This is a genomic window from Nitratireductor aquibiodomus (assembly GCF_900105565.1).
GTDB classification, from domain to species: Bacteria; Pseudomonadota; Alphaproteobacteria; order Rhizobiales; family Rhizobiaceae; genus Nitratireductor; species Nitratireductor aquibiodomus.
In genome coordinates, this window is record NZ_FNSL01000002.1 from 171,451 (window position 1) to 197,392 (window position 25,942).

Genomic DNA, 25,942 nt, shown 5'->3' on the forward strand with positions numbered 1-25,942 from the left:
GCCAACAGCCTGATCCGGATGCGCGGGAGGAACCTCTCGCGCATCCCTGCCTTGGTTCTGATCCTGCAGGGGCCCGATGCTACGCTTCATACTCATGCGCCTGGGCAAGGCGGCGATCATCCTGATCGCCATCCTGACGCTCAATTTCTTCCTGATCCATGCCGCGCCCGGCGATCCAGCTGCGGTGATGGCAGGCGAGGCGGGGGCCGCCGACGCCAAGTTCATCGCGCAGCTTCGCGAGCAGTTCGGCCTCGACAAACCGCTGCTCACCCAGCTTGGAATTTACCTCAAGGGCGTGCTTCAGTTCGATCTCGGCTTTTCCTATCGCCAGCAGATGCCGGTGGCCGATCTCATTCTCGACCGGCTGCCCGCCACGCTGCTTCTGACCATGACGGCCTTCGTCATTTCGCTTCTGCTTGGCACGCTGGCCGGCGTTCTCGCCTCCGCGCGTGTCGGCAAATGGTCGGACACGGCGATCTCCACCCTGGCGCTGCTTTTCTATGCGACCCCGCTCTACTGGGCGGCGCTGATGGCGGTGCTTCTGTTCTCTGTCTATTTCAACTGGCTGCCTGGTTTCGGCTATGAGACGGTGGGGGCGAACTATACGGGCTTTCGCCGCGCGCTCGACATCGGCCAGCATCTCATCCTGCCCGCCACTACGCTCGGCCTCTTCTTCATGGCGGTCTATATGCGCATGACGCGCGCCTCCATGCTCGAAGTCAGCCAGCTCGATTTCGTCAAAACGGCGCGGGCCAAGGGGCTGAAACCCGGCATCATCCAGCGCCGTCACATTTTCCGCAACGCCATGCTGCCGGTGGTGACGCTCGCCGGCCTTCAGGCGGGCCAGCTTGTCGGCGGCGCAGTGCTGACCGAAACCGTGTTTGCATGGCCCGGCATCGGGCGCCTGATGTTCGAGGCACTCGCCCAGCGCGATTACAATCTGCTTCTTGGCGTCTTCTTCGTGTCCGCCGCCATGGTGCTCCTGTTCAACCTCATCACCGACATTCTCTATCGGTTCGTTGATCCAAGAATCCGGGTGGCATGATGGCTGATTTCTGGAAACGCTTCTCCCGCAACCGTGGCGCCGTGATCGGCCTTGCGATCCTCGCCATCGTGGTTCTCGTGGCGCTGCTTGCGCCGCTCATCTTTCCGCAATCGCCCTGGCGCATGGTGCAACGGCCCTTCCTGCCGCCGTTTGCCATGGACCAGTATCCGCTCGGCACCGACGCGCTTGGGCGTGACGTGATCTCCGGCCTTGCCTATGGGGCGCAGGTCTCGCTTCTGGTCGGTCTCGTCTCGACGGTCGCCGCCCTTTTGATCGGCATCCCCATCGGTGCGCTTGCCGGCTATTTCGGCGGTTGGGTGGACGACGCGCTGATGCGCTTTACCGAATTCTTCCAGACCGTGCCGAGCTTTGCGCTCGCCATCGTTCTGGTGGCGATCTTCCAGCCCTCGATCGAATCGATCATCGCGGCAATCGCCATTGTGAGCTGGCCGCCGGTCGCGCGCCTCGTGCGCGGCGAGGTGCTTTCGCTGCGCTCGCGCGAATATGTGGAAGCGGCCATTCTCTCGGGCCAGACGAGCCTGACGATCATTCTGCGGCAGGTTCTGCCCAACACGATCTCGCCCATCATCGTACTTGCCTCGCTGATGGTGGCAACGGCGATCCTTCTGGAATCCTCGCTCTCCTTCCTTGGGCTCGGCGATCCCAACCTCATGTCGTGGGGTTACATGATTGGCGCGGCGCGCACGGTGATCCGGCAGGCCTGGTGGCTTTCCTTTTTCCCCGGCGTTGCCATTCTGCTCACTGTTCTGGCGCTGAACCTGATCGGCGAAGGGCTGAACGATGCGCTCAACCCGCGCCTTGCGCGGCGCGGCAAATAGGAGGGCGCGATGACAGACCCCGTTCTCAAAATCAGGAACCTGAAGATCGCGCTGCCGGAGGGTGCCGACCGCGACTTTGCCGTCAACGATGTCTCCTACGATCTTCATGCCGGTGAAATTCTCTGCATTGTCGGGGAATCGGGTTCCGGCAAATCCATGTCGGCCAATGCGGCCATGGGGCTTCTGCCCGATCTGGTGCGGCCGGTGGGCGGCGAAATCCTCTTCGAGGGCATGGATCTTCTGAAACTCTCGGAAACCGAGATGATGGATCTGCGCGGCAAGAAGATCGCCATGATCTTTCAGGAACCCATGTCAGCGCTCAACCCGCTGATGCGGGTGGAAGACCAGATCGCCGAAGTGTTCGAGGCGCATGGTCTCCTGACGCCGAAGCAGCGTGCAGCGCGCGCCATCGAACTCCTGACGGAAGTGGGCATTCCCGATCCGGAAAAGGCGGCGCGGGCCTATCCGTTCCAGCTTTCCGGCGGGCAGCGGCAGCGCGTCATGATCGCCATGGCATTGGCGCTCGAACCGCGCATGCTGATCGCCGACGAGCCGACCACCGCGCTCGACGTGACCACACAGGCGCAGATCCTGGAGCTGATCCGCAATCTGCAGGAAAAGCACGGCATGGCGGTGATGTTCATCACCCATGATTTCGGCGTGGTTGCCGAGATCGCCGACCGCGTGGCGGTGATGCAATATGGCAAGATTGTCGAGGCCGGCACCGCCGACGAGGTTTTGGACAATCCGCAGCATGAATACACGCAAAAGCTGATCGCGGCGATCCCGAAGCTTGCCGCCGAGGCGGGCGAGGAAACGGCGGGAAAGACGCCGATCCTCGAAGTGGAAGGGCTCAACAAGACCTATGTGACCGGCGGCGGCCTGCTCTTTTCCAAGCCGCGCATCGTTCATGCGGTCAACGATGTGAACCTGACGCTCAGCGAAGGCGAGACGCTGGGGATTGTCGGCGAATCCGGCTCCGGCAAATCGAGCGTCGGGCGCTGCCTCGTGCGGCTGATGCAGCCCGATTCCGGCACGGTGAAGCTCGCCGGCCACGACATGGCGCAGCTTTCCGGCGAGGCGCTGCGCGAGGCGCGCAAGTCGATCCAGATGATCTTTCAGGATCCCTATGCCTCGCTCAATCCGCGCTCCAAGGTGGGCCGCATTATCGCCGAAGGGCCGATGGCGCATGGGGTTTCCAGGCAGGAAGCCTATGCGCGCGCGGTGAAACTTCTGGAACTGGTGGACCTCGATGCGCTCGCCATCGACCGCTATCCGCACGAGTTTTCCGGCGGGCAGCGCCAGCGCATCGGCATTGCCCGCGCACTGGCACTGGAGCCGCGCGTCATCATCGCCGACGAGGCGGTTTCGGCACTCGACGTTTCCATTCAGGCGCAGGTGCTCGATCTTCTGGCGGAGCTGAAGGAGCGGCTCAATCTGGCGCTGATCTTCATCACCCACGACCTGCGCGTCGCCGCCCAGATCTGCGACCGCATCGCGGTGATGCAGAAGGGCAGGGTGGTCGAGATGGGGCCGGCGCATGCCATCTTCAACAACCCTCAGAGCGACTACACGCGCACCCTGATCGAGGCCATTCCCGGCCGCGAGAAGGAGCTGGCGGCGGCGGGGTAACGCGGTGACGACTGGAGCTCACTTCAGCGCGGTGCGTGCCCATTCCCTCGCCCTTCGACAGGCTCAGGATGAGGGAACGGGCATGGACATGCTGGTGTCTGCTGCAAGGAGTGCCGAAACCTCCGCGTCTCCACCATCAGCCCTCATCCTGAGCCTCCTGAGCTTGTCGAAGGGCGAAGGGCGGGGGCGGGATGACGCGCGCCATCGCTCACCATCTTCAATAACAATTTGCAGGAACCACCGACGTGGACGAACAACTGGCACAGAAGATCCTCGCAGCCGTCGAGGAAGGCTTTGAAGAACAAATCGGCTTTACCGAAGACCTGATCCGCTTTCCCTCGCTGCGCGGAAAGGAAAAGCCCGCGCAGGAATTCGTTCACAAGGCGCTCGAAGCGCGTGGCTATGCGGTCGAAACCTTCCATATCGATGAAGACAAGATCAAGGATCACCCGGGCTTTTCGCCCGTGGCTGTCGATTACTCCGACGCGGTGAACGTGATCGCCACCCACGCACCGCGCATCGAGAAAGGCCGGTCGCTGATCCTGAACGGTCATATGGATGTGGTGCCGGAAGGCCCGCACGATATGTGGGAGGTCTCGGCACCCTATGAGCCGAAGCGCGAGGGCGACTGGCTTTACGGACGCGGCGGCGGTGACATGAAGGCCGGCATCGCGGCCAATATTTTCGCACTCGACGCGCTGCGCCGCATCGGCCTGCAACCGGCGGCGAAAGTGCATGTGCAGAGCGTGGTGGAGGAAGAATGCACCGGCAATGGCGCGCTCGCCTGTCTGGTGGAAGGCTATACGGCGGATGCCGCGATCATTCCCGAGCCGGAAGACGAGATGTTGGTGCGCGCCAACACGGGCGTTTTGTGGTTCGAGGTGAATGTGTCGGGCCACCCCGTGCATGTGCGTGAGGCGGGCACGGGCGCCAACGCCATCGAGGCGAGCTTCCGCGTGATCGAAAGCCTGAAACGCCTGACCGCGGAATGGAACGCCGAGAAGGCGAACTATCCCTATTTCGAGGAACTCGATCACCCGATCAACTTCAATGTCGGTAAGATCGAGGGTGGCGACTGGGCCTCCACCGTGGCGGCCTGGTGCAAGCTCTCCTGCCGCATCGCCATTTATCCCGGCGACGACCCGAAGGACCGGGCAGCGCAGATCGAGGCGCATCTGGCCCGCGAACTGGCCGATGATCCCTTTCTTGGGAACCGCCCGCCCGAAGTGACCTGGAACGGATTTTTCGCGCGGGGCTATGTGCTGGAGGAAGGGACGGACGCCGAAAAGGCGCTGGCCGAAGCGCACCGCGCGGCGACCGCGAGCGAACTGAAAAGCTTCGTCACGCCGGGCTATCTCGATGCGCGGGTCTTCGTGATCTATGCGGGCATGCCGTGCCTCGTCTATGGCCCGATCACAGAGAACATCCACGGTTTTGACGAACGTGTGAACCTTTCCTCCATCAAGCGGGTGACAGGCGCGATCGCGCTTTTCATCGCCGATTGGTGCGGGGTGGAACCCATCGAGACGGAGGCCGCAAATGGCTGACGGGCAAGTGATCGAGGGAGTTTATCTCAGCGATGCCTTCGATCTGCATGCGCTTTACGGCCATGCACTGACGCCGCATGCAGACCAGATCCGCCTGCGCCATCCGCATGAGATCGACGATCCGGAGGAAATCCGCTTCGCGCTTTGCTGGCGGCCGGCGGACGATGCCTTTCTGCCCTATCCGAATTTGCGGCTGGCAAACTCCATCGCCGCCGGCGTTGACAGCATCATCAACTGTCCGAGCCTGCCCGCAGAGGCGCTGGTGGCGCGGGTGCGCGACGAGGACCAGGGCGACGTAATGGCCGGGTTCGCGGCATGGCATGTGATCTGGCATCATCGAAACATGCGCCATCACATCGTTCATGAGGCGAAGCACGAATGGGCGCGGCTCATCCCCTCCACCACGAAGCCGCCGCGCGAGACGCCGGTGGGCATTCTCGGTTTCGGCCTGATGGGGCGCGCAATCGCCCGCGCCGTGACGGCCATGGGGTTTCCGGTGATCGCCGCCGTGCGCAACACGCCGGCGGAGGATGTGCCGGGCGTGCGCTTCGAGAGCGGGGAGGGGGCTGCCCAGCGCGTTGCGGAGCAGGCCGCCATCCTCATCAACGTTCTGCCGTTGACGGGAGAGACGCGCGGCCTGCTCAATCTCGATTTCTTTAACCGCATGCCGGAAGGCGCCGCACTCATCCAGCTTGGGCGGGGCGAACATCTGATCGAGGCCGATCTTGTGCGCGCGCTCGACAGCGGCCGCATCGCCTCCGCCTCGCTCGACGTTTTCGACGTGGAGCCATTGCCGAAAGAGCACCCATTCTGGGCGGATGAACGCATTCTCGTCACGCCGCATCAGGCGGGCGACTGCTCGCCGCACACCATGGCGGAACAGCTTGTCCGCGCCGCACAGGCTGTGGTGGCGGGAGAAATACCGGAAACGGTGGTCGACAGATCCAACGGATATTGAAGGACGACAATGAAAGCCATTTTCGACGAACGCCAATTGCGGCACACACCGGAGCGCTATTTCCGGCGCGGGGCCTATATGCCCCATCCCGAACAGGCCGAACGCGCGATCCTGATCCGCGACATGCTGATCAAAAACCAATTCCCCATCGAGAAACCCCGCGATTTCGGCGACGGGCCGATCAAGGCCGTGCACGATCCCGATTATGTGGATTTCTGGAAAGACGCCTACCAGCGCTGGCGCGCGGAGGCGCCGGATCAGGAACCGATCCCCAACTGCCATCCCGGCCCGCGCCGGGGGCGGCCTTCCTCATCGGTTTTCGGCCAGCTTGGCTGGTGGGCGACCGACACGTCGGTTCCGCTGACGGAAGGCACATGGGATGCCGTCTACTGGTCGGCGCAGACCGCGCTTGAAACCGCCGAGCGCGTGAAGGAAGGCGAACGCATGGTCTATGGGCTTTGCCGCCCGCCGGGGCATCATGCGCTTTCCAACGCGTCGAACGGGTTCTGCCTCTTCAACAACGCGGCCATCGCCGCGCAAAGCCTGCGCACGCGTTTCGGCAAGGTGGCGGTGCTCGACATCGACACGCATACGGGCAATGGCACGCTCGACATTTTCTATGATCGCGGCGACGTTTTCGTCTGTTCGCTGCACACGGACCCTGACCTCTACCCGACCTACTATCTCGGTTATGAGGACGAGCGCGGCGAGGGCGAAGGCGAGGGGGCGACGCTCAATCTCTGCCTGAAACCCGGATCGGACACGGACACGATCCTTGGCCGCTTCCGCGAAGGGCTTTCGGCCATCACCGCCTTTGGCGCGGAGGCGCTGGTGATTTCGCTCGGCCTCGACATGGCGGCGGACGATCCGCTCTCGGAGGTGAAGCTCACGGGCGACGGCTTTGCCACCATGGCACGCGAAATCGCGGAACTTGGGCTGCCGACGGCGCTGATCCAGGAAGGCGGGTATCTGGGGCCATCGCTTTCCAGAAACGCGGAAATCTTCCTCACCGCCAGCCGCGAAGCGCTGGCTGGCTGAGACAGCTCAGAGCGTCATTGTACGCTTTGCGGATCGGGTGCTGGCTGAACCGGGGTGACCGGCCTTGCCAGCGCCCGCTCGCGGAACACGATGTAGAGCCCGGCTCCAATGGTGATGGCGATGCCGAGTGCGGCCAGCCCATTGGGCAGATCGCGGAAGATGAGCCAGCCAATGACCGTGGCGAAGGGGATCTCCAGATACTGGATCGGCGCCACCGTGGCCGATGGCGCAAAGCGCAGCGACCATGTCATGAGAAGGTGGCCGAATGTGCCAAAAAAGCCGGAGGCGACAAGGAGCAGCATTTCCCGCATGTCGGGCTGCACCATGCGCAGTTGCGGCAGATCCAGCCCCAGATTCAGCATGGCCACGAAACCAAAGCCGATCATGGCATAGATGCCGCTGACCACCTGAAGCGCGATGGGGTCGGCATCGCGCGAGATCTGGCGCGTCACCAGCATGTAGCCGGAGAAGGCCACCGCCACGAGAAGCGGCAGAAGTGCTGGCGCGCCGACGGTGAGGAAGCTCGGCTGCACAACGAGCATGGTGCCGATGAAGCCGACCGAACAGGCGGCGAGACGCCTCGGCCCGATGTCCTCGCCCAGAAAGAACTTTCCAAAGGCCAGCATGATGAAGGGCATGACGAAGGCGATGGCCACGGCATCGGCCAGCGGCAGATAGCGCAGCGACATGAACATCGCGCCGATGCCGGCAATGTGAAGTGCCGTGCGCAACACGGTGAGGCGCATGACGCGCGACGGCAGGAGAAGCGTTTTCCCGCTCCACCACACGACCGGCAGGAGAAACACCACCTGCGCGGCGAAACGCACCACCAGCAGCTCGAAGAGCGGGATGGTCTCGCCCAACAGTTTCGCAATCGAGTCCCCCAGGGGGGCGACCGCGCAAAACCCGATCATCAGAAGGATGCCGACAAGCGGCCGGTCGTTTGACATTGCGCGACCCTATGGAGCGATGCCCGGTCGCGCAATGTCACATGGCGTCAAAACGGTACGGCCAGCGGGGAAATCCCGCGCTGGCCGGTTTGACCTTATGCGGCCTGAGCCTTCGGGCCGGTCTCGGGCTGGTAGGTGCGGCCGAAGCGGTTTGCCAGAAAATCCTTGAGCGCAATGTCTTCCTGCTGGACAAAGCCCTTGGATGGCAGCTTGCCGTTGGCGAGCAGGTCGAGCACGGTGCAGATGCCGGCGGCAGTGGTCTTCTGGATGGCGCTGCGGGCATTCGGCCCGGCCGGGTCCGCAAACACGCTGTTGGCGTAGCTCTCCTGCACCAGCCGGCCATTTTTCAGGCCGGTGATGGTGACGAAGATCACCACCACATCCTGCATGGTGGTGGGCAGCGCGTGCTCGAAAATCTCTTTCAGAAGATCGCGGCGTTCGCTCAGGCGCAGGTCGTTCAGAAGCATCTTCATGATCGAGGCATGGCCCGGATAGCGGATCGTGCGGTAGTTGAGATTGCGCACGCGGCCCTTGAGCGATTCGCAGATGGAGCCGAGCCCGCCAGAGGTGTTGAACGCCTCGTAGCGCACGCCATCGAGCGAGAACTCCTCGTGCCCCTCAAGCGGCGCGACTTCCTTCATCTCGCCATCGACGATGGCTTCGCAGGGCTCGCAATACTCGTTGATGACGCCTTCCGGCGACCAAGTGAGATTGTAGTTGAGCGCATTGGCCGGAAACTGCGGCAGCGCGCCGACCCGCATGCGCACATCGTGCAGCGCGTCGAAACGCTTGGCCAACGAATTGGCGGCGATGGTGATGAAGCCCGGCGCCAGCCCGCACTGGGGGATGAAGGCCGTTTCGGCGGAAGCGGCAATCTCCTTGACGCGGCGCGTGCTTTTCACGTCCTCGGTCAGGTCGAGATAGTGAACGCCTGCCTCGGCGGCGGCCTCGGCGATGGGAACCGTGAGGTGATAGGGCGCAGCGTTGAGCAGGGCGAACTTGCCCTTGAGAACGGCGGCCAGCGCCTTCGTGTCGGAAAGATCGACCGCGACACCGGAGATCTGCGGGTGAGAGGGCAGGGCCGCAAGCTGCTCCGCCGAACGGTCGGCGACGATTACCGTGTAATCGCCCGAGGCGACCAGCATGTCTGCGATGGCAGTGCCAATGCGCCCGGCTCCCGTGACAACGATTTCTTTCATCCCGCTCCCTTTCGAATTTGTCTGGCGATTCTGCCTGGATGTTTGTCCAGTCTGGCTTTGATCGACGTTGAATCGAAGCATCAATCCGGGTAATTTCACTCACGATTTTAAACATATCGACGAATGGAATTAGCAATATGACGACAACGGACGCAGATCGGGCGGTGATTGCGCTGTTGCGTGAGAATGCGCGCATGCCGGTGTCGGAGATTGCCCGGCGGCTGGGCGTCTCGCGCTCCACCGCGCAGAGCCGGCTGGAGCGGCTTGAGCGCAGCGGAACGATTGCCGGCTATATGGTGCGGCTTTCGGGCGAATATGATGCAGCACAGATCCGCGCGCATCTGCTCGTCACGGTGTCGCCAAAGCTTTCCGGCGATGTGATTACGGCGATGGAGAAGATGCCCGCCGTGCGCACGGTTCACTCGGTGAGCGGATCGTTCGACATGATTATCATCGTCGAAGCGCCGTCAGTGGCCGAGCTCGATGCGGTGATCGACACGATCGGAGCGCTGAAGGGCGTTGACCGGACAATGAGCTCGATCGTCCTGTCAACGCGGATCGACCAGTAAGGCTTCAGCGATCCGCTGACGCGAAACCGTCATCCCGGAAGTCCGAAGGGCTATCCGGGACCCATTGGAAGAACGCCATGGAGCGCGGCCCGGCAGTGGTTCGGCTAGATGGATGCCGGTGGCGCCTTCTGCGGAGATCGGCCTTGCCGCTCAATGGGTCCCGGCTCTCCCTCCGGTCGGCCGGGATGGCGTCAAAGTTGCACCGCTACTCCACCGCCATCCGCGCCGCGCCGCGCCTGCGGGCAATCTCGTAGGCGACGGCCCCAAACACAGTGATCGCGATCATGATGAGCGCCAGCGCGTTGACGGCGGGTGTGAGCCCCGTGCGCACCTTGGTGGCGATGTAGACCGTGAGCGGCGTATCGAACCCGCGCACGAAGAGCGTGGTGTTGTAGTTTTCGATGGATTGGAGAACGGCAAGAAAACCCGCGGCGATGAGCGCCGGTTTCAGGAAGGGCAGCAGAACGCGGCGGAAAACCATGAATTTCGACGCGCCGAGGCCGAGGGCCGCTTCTTCCTGCGTGGGATCGAAGCGCTGGAGGCGCGCCGTGATCATCAGCATCACATAGCAGATGATGAAACTTGCCTGCGCGACCACGATCAGGAACACACCGCCGCCGACGCCAAGCTGCCGCCAGAGAACCAGCGTGGCGATGCCGATGACCACGCCGGGCGTGAGCAGCGGCGACACCATGACCGCATACATGAAGCTGCGGGCGCGCGCATGAAGGCTGGTGAGAACAAGCGCTGCCGCCGTGCCGATGGGCAGGACGGTGATGACCACGAAGAAGGCGACGACGAAGGAGGTCCACAGCGACTGCCACATGCCGCCATCGCTCCACAGCGCGCCGAACCATTGCAGCGTTGTGCCGCGCCACGGCGTTACCGTGGGGAAGCGGCTGGTGTTGAACGTGGCGACGCCCATGATCGCGAGCGGCGCGAACAGGTAGAGAAAGAACGCCACCATGTAGAAGCCGAACAGGGCGCGGGCGATGCGGTCGGCGGCACTCATGCGCGACCCTCCGGGGTTGGCCGGAGAGGCCGGTGCGGCCCCTCATCCGCGTTATGGCTTGGCCTTGCTGAAGGCGTCATCCCGGAAGCCCGAAGGGCTATCCGGGACCTATTGGAAGAATGCCATGGGGCGTGGCCCGGTTTTGCTTTGGGTGTATTCCGGAGATACCGGCACTTTCTGCGCAGATCGGCCGCGTCTCTCAATGGGTCCCGGCTCTCCCCCCGGTCGGCCGGGATGACGGCGGGACCTTCTCCTAGCATGCGCAAACAAGCAGTCCGAAGGGCAGGTGAGGGGCAGCGCCCACGCCTGTTCGTGGCCACCGCACTCATTTCGCCACCTCGGTCAGGCTCACGCGGGCAATGCGCAGCGTGACGAGCACCACCGCAAGGCACAGAACCAGAAGAACCAGCGCGTAAGCGGCACCGCGGTTCCAGTCGCCGCCCTCGAAGAACCAGTTGTAGATGATCTCGGTGAACCAGCGGCTGCCCGGCGCGCCGAGAAGGGCCGGGGCCACATAGCTTCCGGCGGCAAGCATGAAGGTGAAGACGCAGCCCGTGGCGATGCCCGCCTTGGCGTGCGGGATGACCACCCGCCAGTGAATGCGCCAGGTGGAGGCGCCGAGGTCGCGCGCGGCCTCGATCTGAGATTTGTCGAGGGATTCGATGGCGTTGTAGATCGGGAACAGCATGAACAGGATGTAGGCATAGGTCATGCCCGCCAGCACGCCGCCATCGCCATACCAGCGCACCGGCTCGTCGATGATGCCAAGCGACAGGAGGAAGGCATTCAGCGGCCCGCGAAACGCGAGCAGGATATACCATGCCAACGTGCGCAAGACCTCGTTGATCCAGAACGGGATGGTGAGTGCGAGGAGCACCACCGCCGTCTGGTTTACCGTCGCGTGCTGGGCAAGCCAGAACGCCATGGGATAACACACCAGAAAGGTGATGAAGGCGACAAGCGCGCTCGCCCACACGGTCTTGAAGAAGATCGCGCGGTGAACGCCCTCATTGGCCAGATAGAGAATGTTGTCGAGCGAATAGACATCGTTCGGCCCGCCAAGCTGCGACGGCGGCAGGTTGGGCCGCAGCGCGTAGTCGATCATCATCACATTGGGCGCAAGCACCATGCCGGCGAGCCACGCGCCCACCAGCGCCAGAAACAGCGTGCCGAGGCCACCGCCGAAACGCCTGTAGAGCTCAGACATCGGGCAGGACCACCGCGTTTGTGCTTTCAAAGCCGAACCCGGACTTTTCGCCAATGGCGGGAGCGCTCGCAAGTTCGGTGCTGGCGATGGAGGCGACCAGTGGCGTGCCGTCTTCGGCAACGCCGTGCGCGAGCGCGAAGGCGCCCTCGAAATCGATGCGCTCGATGGTGGCGGCAAGCCGGTTCGCCCCGCCCCTGGGTTTCAGCGCTTCGGGCCGCACATAAAGCTTTGCCGTCGCACCGCCGGAAAGCCCGTCTCCGGCGCGGCCGGTCAACGTTCCATGGGCGGTTTCCACCGTGGCGATGCCTTTGTCGATGCCCTTCACCGTGCAGGAGAGCGCATTGGTCTCGCCGACGAAGGTGGCGACGAAGGGCGTGGCCGGATTGTCGTAAAGCTCGCGCGGCGCGCCCACCTGCTGCACCACGCCGGCGCTCATCACCGCCACGCGGTCCGACATGGCAAGCGCCTCGGACTGGTCGTGCGTGATGTAGATGAAGGTGACGCCGGTGCGCTTTTGCAGGGCGCGAAGTTCGGCGCGCATGTGCTGGCGCAGCTTCAAATCGAGCGCGGACAAGGGTTCGTCGAGCAGAAGCACCTGCGGCTCGACCGCGAGCGCGCGGGCAATGGCGACGCGCTGGCGCTGGCCGCCGGAGAGCTCTCCGGGCATGCGGTCGCCAAAACCATCCAGTGCGATAAGCTTCAGAAGATCGTTCGCTTTCTTGCGGCGCTCGGCTTTCGAGACGCCGCGCGCCTCAAGCCCGAAGGCGATGTTTTCCCACACGGGCATCAGGGGGAAGAGCGCGAGCGACTGGAAGATCATCGCCGTCGGGCGCTGGTTCGGCCCCAGTGGTGTCATGTCCTTTTCGCCGATCAGGATGCGGCCCTCGGTCGGGTTCAGGAAGCCGGCAATGACGCGCAGGAGCGTGGTCTTGCCGCAGCCGGATGGCCCGAGAATGGAAAAGAACTCCCCGCCTTCAACCGTGAAGGAGACGTCGTCGACGGCGCGGGTGGTGCCGAATGTAACGCCGACATGATCGAGCTCTACGGAATGTGACATGGTCCCCCAGTGTTTCCCGGTGTTTGGTGGGCGTGCGTGAGGATTGCCCGGTGGCGCCCGCCCCTCATCCGCCTGCCGGCACCTTCTCCCCGCAAGCGGGGAGAAGGAAGATGGCCGCAACGTCTATGCCCTCCTCTCCCCGCCTGCGGGGAGAGGGTAAGGGTGAGGGGCGAGCGCCGTCAGTTCATCCGGCTTTCTCAGGCCGAGAGGAAGCGGTCCTGATATTCGTTGCGCTTGGCAACGAACCAGCTTTCCTGGATCGGCCACCACCATAGCTTCTCCAGTGCGTCGCCCGGATAGGCGGCCGCGAAGAATGCCTTGGCGTCGTCGGACGTCATGTCGGCGGCACCCACGGCGGTGGAGTTGATCGAGGTCGCGTTGGTGTACATGGCGCCGGCTTCCGGCGTCAGGAACCAGTTGATGAAGGCATAGGCCTGATCGAGGTTTTCCGCACCCTTCGGGATCGCGACACCTTCCATCCATGCCAGCGCGCCTTCCTTCGGCGCGATGAAACCGATGGGCAGACCTTCCTTGGCGAGTGCCGCTGCGGTCGAATCCCAGGTCTGGCCGATGGCGCAGCCATTGACACGGAAGGCACCCTGCGCCTCGTTCTCGTTGGACCAGAACTGCGCGATGTTGGCCTTGCGGGCAATCGCTTCCTCAAGAATCACGTCATAGATCTTGACCATGTTCTCTTCGGACTTGAAGGCATCCGCCATCGGCATGGGCAGCTTGCCCTCGCCTTCGAGCCAGAGGCCCAGGCCAACGAGACCCGAATGGCCGCGCACGGTGGCCTTGCTCTTCATTTCCGGCTTCCAGATGTCGCCATAGGATGCGGTGCCATATTCGAGCGGTGCCTGATCCTTGTCGAAGGAAACGGCTTCCGTGCCCCAGTCGGTCGGCACCTGATAGCGCTTGCCGTCGATCACGGCGCCAAGGTTCTCGGAATTTTTCCAGGCGCTCGGCAGGCAGTTGTCGACGTTGACCTTGCTCTCATCGATGGGCTGCACGAGTTCGAACTCGACATAGTTGGGCACGCGGTCGACCGTCGGCCAGATGATGTCGAACCCGCCACCATTGTTGGCGCGAAGCTGGTTCAGAAGTTCGTCATTGGTGCCGTAGGGCGTGTAGTTCGCCTTGATGCCGGTCTCTTTTTCGAAGGCGGCGAGCATCTCGTCGTTCAGATAGCCGGCCCAGGCGAAGATGTTGACCGAACCGGAAGAACCCTGCGCATAGCTGCGCGAAATGAAAGGCGCGACAAGCGAAAGGCCTGCCATCGAGGCAGCGCCTTTGATGAAGTTGCGTCGTCTGATCAATGTCATGGAAAGCACTCCCCTGAATTCTGCGTTGAGATCGCAGGCGTTATTCCCGCTATGTTACAGCGCGATGACCGTTCAGCAACAAAAATCAGAGGTGACGCGTAAAGTTGCTTGAAGTCTCAGGAAATGGACAGTCTTTCCGCCACGTTCTTCAGGCTGGCAAGGGCCGTTTCGACATTCGCCGCCTGCGCATCGTCAAGTTGCTCGAAGTAAGGACAGGTCAGCACGGCAAGCGCATCGCCCGAAGGGCCGAAGACAGGGACGGAGATATCGCGCACGCCGACGAGCTGGAGACTGTTGCCGATGCGGTGGCCGTTGGAGCGGACCTCTTCCAGCGCCGGCTCCATCTCCGCCAGATGTTTCACCTGCGCGGAACTGCCCCAGATCGCCAGGGTCTCGCTGCGCCGGTCCGGGCTCTGGAAAGCGAGCAGCGTCTGGCCTGAACCGGTGGTGAGCAAATCGAGCTGGGCACCGGGGCGCAGGCGAAACTCCCAGTTGGCGGGGCTGCTCGCCTGGGCGACCACGATGGCATAACCGCGCTCAGGCACCACCAGATGCACCGACTGATGTGTCTCGCGGGCGAACATGTCCATCAGCGGCAGGGCGCGGGCGGCAAGACGACGCAGCGGCGGGTGCTGGCTGCCGAGCACGAACAGCTTCATGCTCAGCGCATAGCGGTCGCCCTCCACGGAGCGGCTCACATAATCGCGCGCGACGAGCCTCTCCAGCATGCGATAGATTTCGCTCGGTCCCCGGCCCATCGCCTTGACGATTTCGGCGCGGGTGAGGCCGTAAGGCTGACTGGACAGAAGCTCGAGAATGTCGAGCCCTTTGTCGAGCGCGGGGGCGCGATAGCGGTCTTCGGTGGTCTTCTTGCTGTTCACGTCATGTCCTCCGACCGGCTGCTTTGATGAGGAATTGAGCCTCTTGTCAACTTTGATGTTGCAATGCTCTTTTATATATGAATAGACTATTTGTATATAAACGATGATGGGGCTGCGGCTCAACAGGGAGGAGGTCATCGTATGCGACTACAAGGGAAGCGGATCCTGATATCCGCTGCGGCTCAGGGTATCGGCCGCGCCAGTGCACTTGCCTGCGCCGCTGAAGGGGCGTCGGTCATCGCCGTCGACATCAATGAAGAGGGGCTTGCCGCGCTGGCCGCCGGGGGCGACACCATAGAGACGCACCGCCTCGACGTGCGCGATCGCGCGGCAATCGATGCGCTCGCCACAAAGACCGGCGGGTTCGACGGGCTGTTCAACTGCGCCGGCTTTGTTCACAACGGGACGATTCTCGACGTGTCGGAGGAAGACTGGGCGTTCAGCACGGATCTCAACGTCACCTCCATGTATCGCATGACGCAGGCTTTCCTGCCGGGCATGCTGGACCGCGCCGGCAAGACCGGAACCGTCTCCATCCTCAACATGGCCTCGATGGCCTCCTCCATCAAAGGCTTCGCCAACCGCGCGGTCTACGGCACCACCAAGGCGGCGGTGATCGGGCTGACGAAGTCGGTCGCTGCCGATTTCGTCAAGCAGGGCGTGCGGTGCAACGCGCTGTGCCCCGGCACGGTCGACACGCCATCGCTGCGCGGTCGCATCGCCTCGGCGGCCGATCCCGTGCAGGCGGAGAAGGATTTCATCGCGCGCCAGCCCATGGGGCGGCTCGCCACGGTGGACGACATCACACCGCTGGTGCTGTATCTTCTTTCGGATGAAAGCCGCTTCGTCACCGGGCAGGCGATGCTCGTCGACGGCGGCGTGACGATCTGAGGATCGTGCCATGGCAACGGTGTCAACAATCGTGACGACCGAAGCCGGAACAGATGGTGTCCGGCCGGTCGTCTCCATGCGCGGCATCGAGAAGCGCTTCCCCGGCGTGCACGCACTGAAAAATGTGCGCTTCGAGCTCATGCCTGGCGAAGTGCACGCCCTGATGGGGGAAAACGGGGCGGGCAAGTCCACGCTCATGAAAATCCTGTCGGGCATCTACCCGAAGGATGACGGCGAGGTGCTGGTCGACGGCCAGCCGGTCGTGATCGAAAGCCCGCGCGCGGCACAGGATCTGGGCATCAGCATCATTCATCAGGAGCTGAGCCTGATGAATGATCTGACCGCCGCCCAGAACATCTTCATCGGCCGTGAGCCGCGCCTGCGTTTCGGCCGGCTGGACGAAGCCGCGCTCAACCGTCAGACGGCGGAAATCTTCGCCTCCATGAACCTGAAGCTCGACCCCAGGGCACAGGTGGGCGGGCTGACCATTGCCAAGCAGCAGATGGTGGAGATCGCCAAGGCACTCTCCTTCCATTCGCGCGTGCTGATCATGGACGAGCCGACGGCGGCCCTGAACAATGCCGAGATCGAGGAACTGTTCGTCATCATCCGCCGGCTGAAGGCGGAAGGTGTCGGCATCATCTACATCTCGCACAAGATGGACGAGCTGAAGCGCATCGCGGACCGGGTGACGGTGATGCGCGACGGCCAATATGTGGACACCGTTTCCGCCGCCGACACACCGGTGAGCGAGATCATCTCCATGATGGTGGGGCGGGCGCTGACCGACAGCGCGGTGGAGGTGCCGGACCTTGATGAAGCGCCGGTTGCGCTGGAAGTGAAGGGGCTCACGCGCGGACGCGAAATCCGCAATGTCAGTTTCTCGGTGCGGCAGGGCGAAATCCTCGGCTTTGCCGGGTTGATGGGCGCCGGCCGCACGGAAGTGGCGCGGGCGATCTTCGGCGCCGATCCGCGCGAGGCCGGCGAGATCTCCATCCATGGAGCACCTGTCGACATTCGCACACCCGCCGATGCGGTCGCCGCCGGCATCGGCTACCTTTCCGAAGACCGCAAGCATTTCGGCCTTGCGGTCGGCATGGACGTGCGCGCCAATGTCGCCATGGCGAGCCTGGAGCGCTTTACCGGCAGGCTCGGCGCGCTCGACGAGGCGGGCATGCGCGATGCCGCGCGCGGCTATATCGACCAGCTCGCCATTCGCACCCCTTCCGACCGGCAGGAGGTGCGGCTGCTCTCCGGCGGGAACCAGCAGAAGGTGGTCATTGCCAAATGGCTTCTGCGCGACTGCGACATCCTCATCTTCGATGAGCCGACACGCGGCATCGACGTCGGCGCGAAGAGCGAAATCTACAAACTCTTGAACGGGCTGGCGGCGCAGGGGCGGGCGATCATCGTGATCTCGTCGGAACTGCCGGAAGTGCTTCGGCTCAGCCACCGCATCGCCGTCATGTGCGAGGGGCGGCTGACAGGCATTCTGCCGGGAGGGGCGGAAACCAGTCAGGAAGACATCATGCGCCTTGCGACAGAACGCGAGAACGCCATGGAACCGGTGGGAGGAGAAGAATGAGCACCGTGGAAGCCACACCGCAGGCCGGCTTTGCCGCACGGCTTCTGCAGGCAGGCGCACACCAGAAACTGCTGGCCTTCATGAGCCTGATCATACTCCTGATCGGCTTTTCGCTGGCCTCGCCCAACTTCATGCAGACCTCGAACATCATCGCCATTCTGCAGGCGACCTCGGTGAACGGGGTTCTGGCCATTGCGGCCACGCTTGTCATCATCACCGGCGGCATCGACCTTTCGGTCGGCACGCTGATGACTTTTTGCGCGGTCATCGCGGGTGTCGTCCTCACCTACTGGGGCCTGCCGCTGCCATTCGGCGTTCTCGCGGCCATTGGCGCCGGGGCGTTGTGCGGGCTCACGTCGGGCACCTTCGTCGCCAAGATGAAGATCCCGCCCTTTATCGCCACGCTCGGCATGATGCTGATGCTCAAGGGGCTGTCGCTCGTCATATCCGGCACGCGGCCGATCTATTTCAACGACACGCCGGGCTTTACCGAGATTTCGCGCGGGTCGCTGATCGGCGAGATCGTTCCCGCCCTGCCGATCCCCAATGGCGTGCTGATCCTGTTTCTGGTGGCCATTGCCGTAAGCTACATTCTGGGCCGCACGGTGCTCGGGCGCTACACTTTTGCACTGGGTTCCAACGAGGAATCGGTGCGCCTTTCCGGCGTCAACACGGATGCGTGGAAGATGGCGGTCTATGCGCTGGCCGGCGGCATATGCGGCATTGCCGGCCTGCTGATCGCCTCGCGCCTCAACTCCGCGCAGCCCGCTCTCGGCCTTGGCTACGAGCTGGAAGCCATTGCTGCCGTCGTCATCGGCGGAACCTCGCTTGCCGGCGGGCGCGGCACGATCCTCGGCACGCTGATCGGCGCGTTGATCATGGCGGTTCTGGCCAATGGCCTGCGCATCCTTTCGGTAGCACAGGAGTGGCAGACCGTGGTGACGGGCGCGATCATCATTCTCGCCGTCTATGCCGACATGATGCGCAAGCGGCGCATGGGATGAGTTTCAACACAAAGAGGGCGGCGAACGCCCCGAGTTTCGACCAGATCAATGAGTGAGTGTGAACGAAAAACCGGAGGAGAAAACATGTTTACGAGACGCGCAATGCTGGGCGCCATCAGCGCCGCAGCCCTCGTCGCAAGCGGTATGGCCGCTTCGGCGCAGGACAAGATGTATATCCCGCTGATCTCGAAAGGGTTCCAGCACCAGTTCTGGCAGGCCGTGAAGGCCGGTGCCGACAAGGCCGCTGAAGAGCTGGATGTGGAGGTCACTTTCGAGGGGCCGGACAATGAAACCATGGTCGACCGGCAGATCGACATGCTGGCGGCGGCGCTTGCCAAGAAGCCGGCAGCACTCGGCTTTGCCGCGCTCGACAGCCAGGCGGCCATTCCGCTCCTGAAACAGGCGGACGAGGCGGGCATTCCCGTGATCGCCTTTGACTCCGGTGTCGACAGCGACATCCCGAAGGCGACGGCCTCGACCGACAATCTGGCCGCAGCGGCCCTTGCCGCAGACAAGATGGCAGAACTCATCGGCGGGGCAGGGCAGGTTGCCGTGGTCGCCCACGACCAGACGAGCCGCACCGGCATCGACCGCCGCGACGGTTTCGTCAATCAGGTGAAGGAGAAATATCCGGACATCGAGATCGTCACCATCCAGTATGGCGGCGGCGACCACCTGCAGTCGACGGAGATCACCAAATCCATCCTCCAGGCCAACCCGGATCTGAAGGGCATTTTCGGCACCAATGAGGGCTCCGCGATCGGCGTGGTCAATGGTGTGCGCGAGATGGACCGCACCAATGTGGTGATCATCGGCTATGATTCCGGCGCGCAGCAGAAAGAGGCAATCCGCGATGGTCTGATGGCCGGCGCGATCACGCAGAACCCGGTGGGCATCGGCTACGAGACGGTCAAGGCCGCCGTGGCCGCCGCCAAGGGCGAAGAGGTGCCCGCGGCGATCGACACGGGCTTTTACTACTACGACAAGACCAATATCGACGATCCGGAAATCGCAGCCGTTCTTTACGACTGACGGATCTTCACGACCGCTCCGGGGAAGCCCTCCCCGGAGCATCTTTCAAGCCAACAGGACATGACATGAAGCTTCTCCGCTACGGCCCGCGCGGCCAGGAAAAACCCGGCCTCCTGGACAATGAGGGGCGCGTGCGCGATCTCTCCGGCGTGATTGCCGATCTGGCCGGCCCGGCGCTCGAACCCGAGGGCATCGCCAGGCTGAAGGCGCTCGACCCGGCCAGCCTGCCGGCGGTCGAAGGCAGGCCGCAGGACGGTCTGCGGCTGGGACCCTGCGTGGGAAGCATCGGCAAATTCATCTGCATCGGCCTCAACTATGCCGACCATGCCGCCGAAACCGGCGCGGACATTCCAAAAGAGCCGATCATCTTCAACAAATGGACCTCGTCCATTGTCGGACCGGACGACGATGTGGAACTGCCACGCGGCTCTCTGAAGACCGACTGGGAAGTGGAGCTCGGCGTGGTGATCGGCAAGGGTGGGAAATACATTGAGGAAGAGGATGCCCTTTCCCATGTCGCCGGCTACTGCGTGGTGAACGACGTTTCGGAACGGGAATACCAGATCGAGCGCGGCGGCACCTGGGACAAGGGCAAGGGCTGCGACACGTTCGGCCCCACCGGCCCCTGGCTGGTGACGCCGGACGAAGTGAACGACGTCGACAGTCTGGGCATGTGGCTGGAGGTCGACGGCAGGCGCTATCAGGACGGTTCCACGTCAACGATGATCTTCCGCGTGCCGGAGCTGATTGCCTATGTCAGCCGCTTCATGAGCCTGCAGCCCGGCGATGTGATCTCCACCGGAACGCCGCCCGGCGTCGGCATGGGGCAGAAGCCACCGGTCTATCTGAAAGGTGGCGAAGTGATGCGCCTCGGCATTGAAGGGCTGGGCGTACAGACACAGAAAGTCGTGAGCGCAAAATGACCAAGATTACCGGCCTGCGTACCATCGATGTGCGCTTTCCCACCTCCGACCATCTGGATGGCTCGGATGCGATGAACCCGGATCCGGATTATTCGGCAGCCTATGTGATCCTTGAAACCGATGGAGATCATGAAGGCCATGGCCTGACCTTCACCATCGGACGCGGCAACGAGATCTGCTGTGCGGCCATCGAGGCCATGCGCCATCTCGTCGTCGGGCTCGACATGAACTGGGTCGCCGAGGATATGGGCCGTTTCTGGCGGCATGTGACCTCCGACAGCCAGTTGCGCTGGATCGGGCCGGACAAGGGCGCGATCCATCTGGCGACGGGCGCGGTGGTCAACGCCGTTTGGGACCTGTGGGCAAGGATCGAAGGCAAGCCCGTCTGGCGGCTGGTCGCGGAGATGAGCCCTGAGGAACTCGTGCGCTGCATCGATTTCCGCTACATCACCGACTGCATCACGCCCGAAGAGGCGCTTTCATTCCTGCGCGAAAAAGCGGCAGGCAAGGAAGAACGGATCGCCACGCTCGAGCGCGAGGGCTACCCCTGCTACACCACATCCGCCGGCTGGCTCGGCTATGACGATGAAAAGCTCCGGCGGCTCTGCCGGGAGGCTGTGGATGCCGGGTTCCACCATGTGAAAATGAAGGTCGGCCGGGATCTCGACGACGACATTCGCCGTTTGACCATCGCCCGCGAAGTGGTCGGCCCGGATGTCAATCTGATGATCGATGCCAACCAGGTGTGGGAGGTGGACGAAGCCATCGAATGGGTGACCCGGCTCTCTTTCGCCAAACCGTGGTTCATCGAAGAGCCCACCAGCCCGGACGACATCGAAGGGCATCGCAGGATCCGCGAAGGTGTCGCGCCGGTCGAGGTCGCCACCGGCGAAATGTGCCAGAACCGCATCATCTTCAAGCAGCTCATCATGCGTGGGGCCGTCGATGTGGTGCAGATCGATTCCTGCCGCCTGGGCGGTGTGAACGAGATCCTAGCGGTGATGCTGATGGCGGCGAAGCACGGGCTCAAGGTCTGCCCGCATGCCGGCGGTGTCGGCCTTTGCGAATATGTGCAGCATCTCTCCATGATCGACTATCTATGCATCGCCGGCACACGCGAGGGGCGCGTCATCGAATATGTTGACCATCTGCATGAGCATTTTGTCGAACCCTGCGTGGTCCGCAACGCGGCCTATATACCGCCGCAGGCACCCGGCTTCTCCATCGAGATGAAACCGGCCTCGCTGGAGAAATACCGCCACCGCGCAGCCGGGGAGCGGGTGCCGGCATGAAAGCTTCGGACCCGGTTGCGCTGCGCGCCAGCACCGCGCAGCCGGTCACGCTGACGCGCATGGGATTTGGCGGCGCGCCACTCGGCAATCTCTATCGCCGGGTTGAGGAAGCGGACGCGCAGGCAACGTTGCAGGCCGCTTTCGACGGCGGCATGCGCTATTTCGACACCGCGCCGCAATATGGCCTCGGGCTTTCCGAACAGCGCTTCGGGCAGGCGACCCGGCGCTTCGGGCGCGATGCGATCACGCTCTCGACCAAGGTCGGGCGGCTTCTGGAAGACTGTGGGCCCGACGCGGTGACATCCACCGCCTTTGTCGATACGCCGCAGAAAAAAATCGTCTACGACTACACCTATGACGGCGTGATGCGCAGCCATGAGGCAAGCCTCGCGCGGCTCGGTGTGGAGCGTGTCGACATTCTTCTCGTGCACGATGTGGACGTTTTCACCCACGGCAGTCAGGAGGCAAGCGACGCGAAGGTGCGCGAGCTTTTCGACGGTGGCGGCTATCGCGCGCTCAGGGAGCTGAAAGACGCGGGGCAAGTGCGGGCCATCGGCGCCGGGGTCAATGAATGGCAGGTGTGCGAACGCCTGCTCGGGCTCGGCGATTTCGACGCCTTTCTCTTGGCCGGGCGCTACACGCTTCTGGAACAGGAAGCGCTCGACAGTTTCCTGCCGCTCTGCGTGAAGCGCGATGTCGGCATCATTCTGGGCGGACCCTACAATTCCGGCATTCTGGCGACCGGGGCCATTGAGGGCGCGCGTTACAATTACGAAACTGCGCCTGCAGACATCCTCGACAGGGTGCGGCGGATCGAGGCCGTATGCGCCGCGCATGGTGTGAAGCTGATCGAAGCGGCCCTGCAATTCGTGATGGGACACCCGGCGGTGCGCACGGTTATCCCCGGTGCGATGACACCGGAAGAAGTGGAGGCGAACATCGCGCTTTTTTCGCGTAACGTGCCTGCCGGACTGTGGTCTGACCTCAAGGGCCAGAACCTGATCCGGCCCGACGCACCGACCCCGGAGGAAAACTGATGCTGCGTGGTATCGACCCCATTCTCTCACCCGATCTCCTGCGCATCCTGCGCGCCATGGGCCATGGCGACGAGATCGTCATTGCCGATGCGAACTTTCCCGGCGAGGCGAGCGCGCGCGATTTCGTGCGGCTCGACGGCATTTCCGCGCCGCGCGTGCTGGAGGCGGTTTTGAGCGTGATGCCGCTCGATTCCTTCGTCGACGATCCCGCGATCAGCATGCAGATGGTGGACGACCCGGATGGCATGCCGCCGGTGGTGGCAGAGTTTCAGACCGTGATCGACCGGGTGGCGGACAACCCCGCGCAGATACGCCCGCTGGAACGCTTTGCCTTCTACGATCGCGCGCGCGATGCCTTTGCCGTCATCCAGACGGGTGAGCGGCGCTTCTATGGCAATGTGATCCTGAAGAAAGGCGTTCTGCCGCAAGAGGACGCCTGAGCATGCGCCGGATCGATGCCCACCAGCATTTCTGGCGGCTTTCGCGCGGCGATTATGGCTGGCTGACACCGGAGCTCTCCAAGATCTACCGCGATTTCCTGCCCGACGATCTCAAGCCCCTCATGGAGGCCGAAGGCATCGAAGGCACCGTTCTGGTGCAGGCGGCGCCGAGCGACGCGGAAACGGATTTCATGCTCTCGCTGGCCGACGAGAACGCCTTTATCAGAGGCGTTGTCGGCTGGGTGGATTTCGAGAGCCCGGACGCACCAGCGCGCATCGCGGAGCTGGCTGCACATCCTCGCTTCAAGGGCCTGCGCCCCATGATTCAGGACATCCCCGACCCGGACTGGATGTTGCGCCCGCAACTCAATGCGGCTTTTCGCGCGCTCATCGATCACGGGCTCGTCTTCGATGCGCTGGTGCTGCCACGCCACCTGAAAAATCTCGCCGTGCTGGTAGACCGCTATCCCGAAATGAGCGTGGTGATCGACCATTGCGCCAAGCCGGACATCGCATCGGGTGCCATGGAAAACTGGGCTGAGGACATGGCATCTCTTGCCATGCGTCAACAGGTCTCGTGCAAGCTCTCCGGCCTCGTGACGGAAGCGGGGGAAGGCTGGAACCGGGAAAAGCTTCAGCCCTATGCGGACCACGTGTTGACGGTCTTCGGGCCGGGCCGCGTGATCTGGGGCAGCGACTGGCCGGTCTGTACGCTTGCCGCAAGCTATTCCGACTGGAGCGAAGCGACCGCCGCGCTGCTCCAGCGGTTTGATGCGGCGGACTGGGAAGCAATCCTCGGAGCCAATGCCGGACGCATCTACGGGCTGCGCTGACCGCGGCTTTCCTGGAGCCGTTTACCGTTTTACGAAAACGCCGCTCCATTCCATCTATCGATTTGCTGCATTTGTGCGGACGTCAGGTGATTCCACCTGACTGCAAAGTGCTGTAATCGTTCAGGACTGTCCTCGGCATCACAGCCTTGAGCCTTCCCACGCCATTCGCCCCGCCGCCCTGAGCCGGGTACCCATGCCATCGCGGCCAACTCACATGATTTTCCTCTCGCTGCACATTCTTCGAAGATGCCCCTCTTGTGCATCTCGAATGTTATGATATTACATTCCATCCATCAGCCAAAGGAGCCATCCATGCCGAACCAGGACAACCGCCTGCCCGTAACCGTGCTTTCGGGCTTTCTGGGCGCGGGAAAGACGACGCTTCTCAACAACATCCTGAACAACAGGGCCGGGCGTCGGGTTGCGGTGATCGTCAACGATATGTCGGAAGTGAACATCGACGCCAATCTGGTGCGCGAGGGCGGGGCCGACCTTTCGCAGACCGACGAGAAGCTGGTGGAGATGACCAATGGCTGCATCTGCTGCACGCTGCGCGACGATCTCCTGAAAGAGGTGCGGCGCCTGGCGGCCGAGGGGCGGTTCGACTATCTGTTGATCGAATCCACCGGCGTTTCCGAGCCGCTGCCAGTGGCGGCCACATTCGAATTCCGCGATGAGAAAGGCGTGAGCCTTTCCGATGTCGCGCGGCTCGACACGATGGTCACGGTGGTCGACACGCTGAACCTGCTCGAAGACTATGCCAGCCATGATTTCCTGCGCGACCGGGGCGAGGTCGCGGGCGAGGGGGACGAGCGCACTCTCGTCGACCTCTTGGTCGATCAGATCGAGTTTGCCGACGTCGTGATCCTGAACAAGGTGAGCGACGCCGGGCCGGAACGGCTCGACGCGGCGCGCAAGATCGTCATCGCGCTCAACCCGGATGCGCAGATCATCGAGACCGATCATTCGCATGTTGCGCCTGAGCGCATCTTCGACACGGGGCTTTTCGATTTCGAGGCGGCGCACCAGCACCCGCTCTGGGCCAAGGAGCTTTATGGCTTCGCCGATCATGTGCCGGAAACGGAGGAATATGGCGTTTCCTCCTTCGTCTATCGCGCCAGACGGCCGTTCCATCCGCAAAGGGTGCATCAGGTGCTGAACGCGCCATTGCCCGGCGTGATCCGCGCCAAGGGGCATTTCTGGATCGCGACGCGGCCCGACTGGGTGGCGGAATTCAGCCTGGCCGGGGCCTTGTCCAGCGTGAAGCCGCTGGGCACCTGGTGGGCGGCGGTTCCCCGCGAGCGGCATCCCACGCATCCCGAAGCCCGCGCCTTCATGGACCGTTACTGGCGCGAACCCTATGGCGACCGGCGGCAGGAGCTGGTCTTCATCGGCACAGGCATGGACCGCGAGCGCATCACCGCAGCGCTGGATGCGGCGCTGGTGGGAAGCGAGACGCGGTTTGATCCCGCGGAATTCCGTGCGCTGGCGGACCCTTTCCCGCGCTGGCAGCGGGCACAGGCCGCCTGAGGGGCGGGTGCCGGCAGCGCGTGTCCTCTCCCTCGCCCTTCGACAAGCTCAGGATGAGGGAGAGGACATGAATCGTGGTTAGAAACCCTGTTGAGCGGAAACGGGTATAATTCAGCCTC

At 63.1% G+C, this 25,942-nt stretch carries 24 protein-coding genes; 17 read left to right on the top strand and 7 right to left on the bottom strand.

The window, feature by feature from the left end; genetic code table 11:
- The first annotated feature begins 76 nt into the window (after window positions 1-76).
- The 6 genes from BLW55_RS19960 (at window position 77) to BLW55_RS19985 (ending at window position 7,059) form a co-directional block, all read left to right on the top strand.
- Entirely contained in the window at window positions 77-1,045 is a 969-nt protein-coding gene (locus tag BLW55_RS19960; protein WP_007007294.1) for an ABC transporter permease, read from the top strand.
- Window positions 1,045-1,884 carry an ABC transporter permease gene (locus tag BLW55_RS19965; protein WP_090330240.1) on the top strand — a complete coding sequence of 280 codons (840 nt, stop codon included), beginning with the start codon at window positions 1,045-1,047 and terminating at the stop codon, window positions 1,882-1,884. The genes BLW55_RS19960 and BLW55_RS19965 overlap by 1 nt, the downstream gene beginning before the upstream one ends.
- A 9-nt stretch (window positions 1,885-1,893) precedes the next feature.
- Window positions 1,894-3,516, top strand: a complete 1,623-nt coding sequence (locus tag BLW55_RS19970) for an ABC transporter ATP-binding protein (RefSeq protein WP_090330152.1) — start codon at window positions 1,894-1,896, stop codon at window positions 3,514-3,516.
- Window positions 3,517-3,761: 245 nt separating this feature from the next.
- Window positions 3,762-5,063: an ArgE/DapE family deacylase gene (locus tag BLW55_RS19975; protein ID WP_090330153.1), complete on the top strand. Its 1,302-nt coding sequence runs from the start codon at window positions 3,762-3,764 to the stop codon at window positions 5,061-5,063.
- Window positions 5,056-6,021: an NAD(P)-dependent oxidoreductase gene (locus BLW55_RS19980; RefSeq protein ID WP_090330154.1), complete on the top strand. Its 966-nt coding sequence runs from the start codon at window positions 5,056-5,058 to the stop codon at window positions 6,019-6,021. Before BLW55_RS19975 ends, BLW55_RS19980 begins: the two co-directional genes overlap by 8 nt.
- A 9-nt stretch (window positions 6,022-6,030) precedes the next feature.
- A complete protein-coding gene (locus BLW55_RS19985; protein ID WP_090330155.1) occupies window positions 6,031-7,059 on the top strand; it encodes a histone deacetylase family protein in 1,029 nt (342 codons plus the stop codon).
- A 14-nt stretch (window positions 7,060-7,073) separates the two neighbouring features.
- Here the strand turns inward: BLW55_RS19985 and BLW55_RS19990 are convergent, their stop codons facing one another.
- Window positions 7,074-8,009, bottom strand: coding sequence for a DMT family transporter (locus BLW55_RS19990; protein WP_090330156.1), 936 nt, complete (start codon window positions 8,007-8,009; stop codon window positions 7,074-7,076).
- A 95-nt stretch (window positions 8,010-8,104) separates the two neighbouring features.
- Window positions 8,105-9,208: a saccharopine dehydrogenase family protein gene (locus BLW55_RS19995; RefSeq protein ID WP_090330157.1), complete on the bottom strand. Its 1,104-nt coding sequence runs from the start codon at window positions 9,206-9,208 to the stop codon at window positions 8,105-8,107.
- A 137-nt stretch (window positions 9,209-9,345) separates the two neighbouring features.
- On the opposite strand from BLW55_RS19995, the gene BLW55_RS20000 reads away from it, so the two are divergent.
- On the top strand, window positions 9,346-9,777 hold the full coding sequence (locus BLW55_RS20000; RefSeq protein WP_090330158.1) for an Lrp/AsnC family transcriptional regulator: 432 nt from the start codon (window positions 9,346-9,348) through the stop codon (window positions 9,775-9,777).
- Between the two features lie 205 nt (window positions 9,778-9,982).
- Here the strand turns inward: BLW55_RS20000 and BLW55_RS20005 are convergent, their stop codons facing one another.
- The 5 genes from BLW55_RS20005 to BLW55_RS20030 form a co-directional block, all read right to left on the bottom strand.
- Window positions 9,983-10,789 carry an ABC transporter permease gene (locus BLW55_RS20005; RefSeq protein WP_090330159.1) on the bottom strand — a complete coding sequence of 269 codons (807 nt, stop codon included), beginning with the start codon at window positions 10,787-10,789 and terminating at the stop codon, window positions 9,983-9,985.
- A gap of 325 nt (window positions 10,790-11,114) precedes the next feature.
- Window positions 11,115-11,996 carry an ABC transporter permease gene (locus BLW55_RS20010; protein ID WP_025031030.1) on the bottom strand — a complete coding sequence of 294 codons (882 nt, stop codon included), beginning with the start codon at window positions 11,994-11,996 and terminating at the stop codon, window positions 11,115-11,117.
- Window positions 11,989-13,053, bottom strand: coding sequence for an ABC transporter ATP-binding protein (locus BLW55_RS20015; protein WP_090330160.1), 1,065 nt, complete (start codon window positions 13,051-13,053; stop codon window positions 11,989-11,991). Before BLW55_RS20015 ends, BLW55_RS20010 begins: the two co-directional genes overlap by 8 nt.
- Window positions 13,054-13,250: 197 nt before the next feature.
- Window positions 13,251-14,375, bottom strand: coding sequence for an extracellular solute-binding protein (locus tag BLW55_RS20025; protein WP_090330161.1), 1,125 nt, complete (start codon window positions 14,373-14,375; stop codon window positions 13,251-13,253).
- A 116-nt stretch (window positions 14,376-14,491) separates the two neighbouring features.
- Window positions 14,492-15,256, bottom strand: coding sequence for an IclR family transcriptional regulator (locus BLW55_RS20030; protein ID WP_090330162.1), 765 nt, complete (start codon window positions 15,254-15,256; stop codon window positions 14,492-14,494).
- Between the two features lie 141 nt (window positions 15,257-15,397).
- Between BLW55_RS20030 and BLW55_RS20035 the strand changes: the two genes are divergently transcribed.
- From BLW55_RS20035 to BLW55_RS20080, 10 genes are all read left to right on the top strand, one after another.
- Window positions 15,398-16,147 carry an SDR family oxidoreductase gene (locus BLW55_RS20035; RefSeq protein WP_090330163.1) on the top strand — a complete coding sequence of 250 codons (750 nt, stop codon included), beginning with the start codon at window positions 15,398-15,400 and terminating at the stop codon, window positions 16,145-16,147.
- 10 nt (window positions 16,148-16,157) lie between these two features.
- Window positions 16,158-17,732, top strand: coding sequence for a sugar ABC transporter ATP-binding protein (locus tag BLW55_RS20040; protein WP_090330164.1), 1,575 nt, complete (start codon window positions 16,158-16,160; stop codon window positions 17,730-17,732).
- Window positions 17,729-18,736, top strand: a complete 1,008-nt coding sequence (locus BLW55_RS20045; protein ID WP_090330165.1) for an ABC transporter permease — start codon at window positions 17,729-17,731, stop codon at window positions 18,734-18,736. Before BLW55_RS20040 ends, BLW55_RS20045 begins: the two co-directional genes overlap by 4 nt.
- Before the next feature lie 84 nt (window positions 18,737-18,820).
- Window positions 18,821-19,768, top strand: coding sequence for an ABC transporter substrate-binding protein (locus tag BLW55_RS20050; protein ID WP_007007277.1), 948 nt, complete (start codon window positions 18,821-18,823; stop codon window positions 19,766-19,768).
- Between the two features lie 65 nt (window positions 19,769-19,833).
- Window positions 19,834-20,691 carry a fumarylacetoacetate hydrolase family protein gene (locus BLW55_RS20055; RefSeq protein ID WP_090330166.1) on the top strand — a complete coding sequence of 286 codons (858 nt, stop codon included), beginning with the start codon at window positions 19,834-19,836 and terminating at the stop codon, window positions 20,689-20,691.
- Window positions 20,688-21,983, top strand: coding sequence for an L-fuconate dehydratase (locus tag BLW55_RS20060; RefSeq protein WP_090330167.1), 1,296 nt, complete (start codon window positions 20,688-20,690; stop codon window positions 21,981-21,983). Before BLW55_RS20055 ends, BLW55_RS20060 begins: the two co-directional genes overlap by 4 nt.
- Window positions 21,980-23,020: an aldo/keto reductase gene (locus tag BLW55_RS20065; RefSeq protein WP_090330168.1), complete on the top strand. Its 1,041-nt coding sequence runs from the start codon at window positions 21,980-21,982 to the stop codon at window positions 23,018-23,020. Before BLW55_RS20060 ends, BLW55_RS20065 begins: the two co-directional genes overlap by 4 nt.
- The gene (locus BLW55_RS20070) at window positions 23,020-23,460 is read left to right on the top strand and encodes an RbsD/FucU family protein (protein ID WP_090330169.1); all 441 of its coding nucleotides are present in this window, start codon (window positions 23,020-23,022) and stop codon (window positions 23,458-23,460) included. The genes BLW55_RS20065 and BLW55_RS20070 overlap by 1 nt, the downstream gene beginning before the upstream one ends.
- Window positions 23,461-23,462: 2 nt before the next feature.
- Complete coding sequence (locus BLW55_RS20075) at window positions 23,463-24,293, top strand: amidohydrolase family protein (protein ID WP_090330170.1); 831 nt, start codon at window positions 23,463-23,465, stop codon at window positions 24,291-24,293.
- Window positions 24,294-24,605: 312 nt separating this feature from the next.
- Window positions 24,606-25,823, top strand: coding sequence for a GTP-binding protein (locus BLW55_RS20080; RefSeq protein WP_090330171.1), 1,218 nt, complete (start codon window positions 24,606-24,608; stop codon window positions 25,821-25,823).
- The last annotated feature ends 119 nt before the right edge of the window (window positions 25,824-25,942 follow it).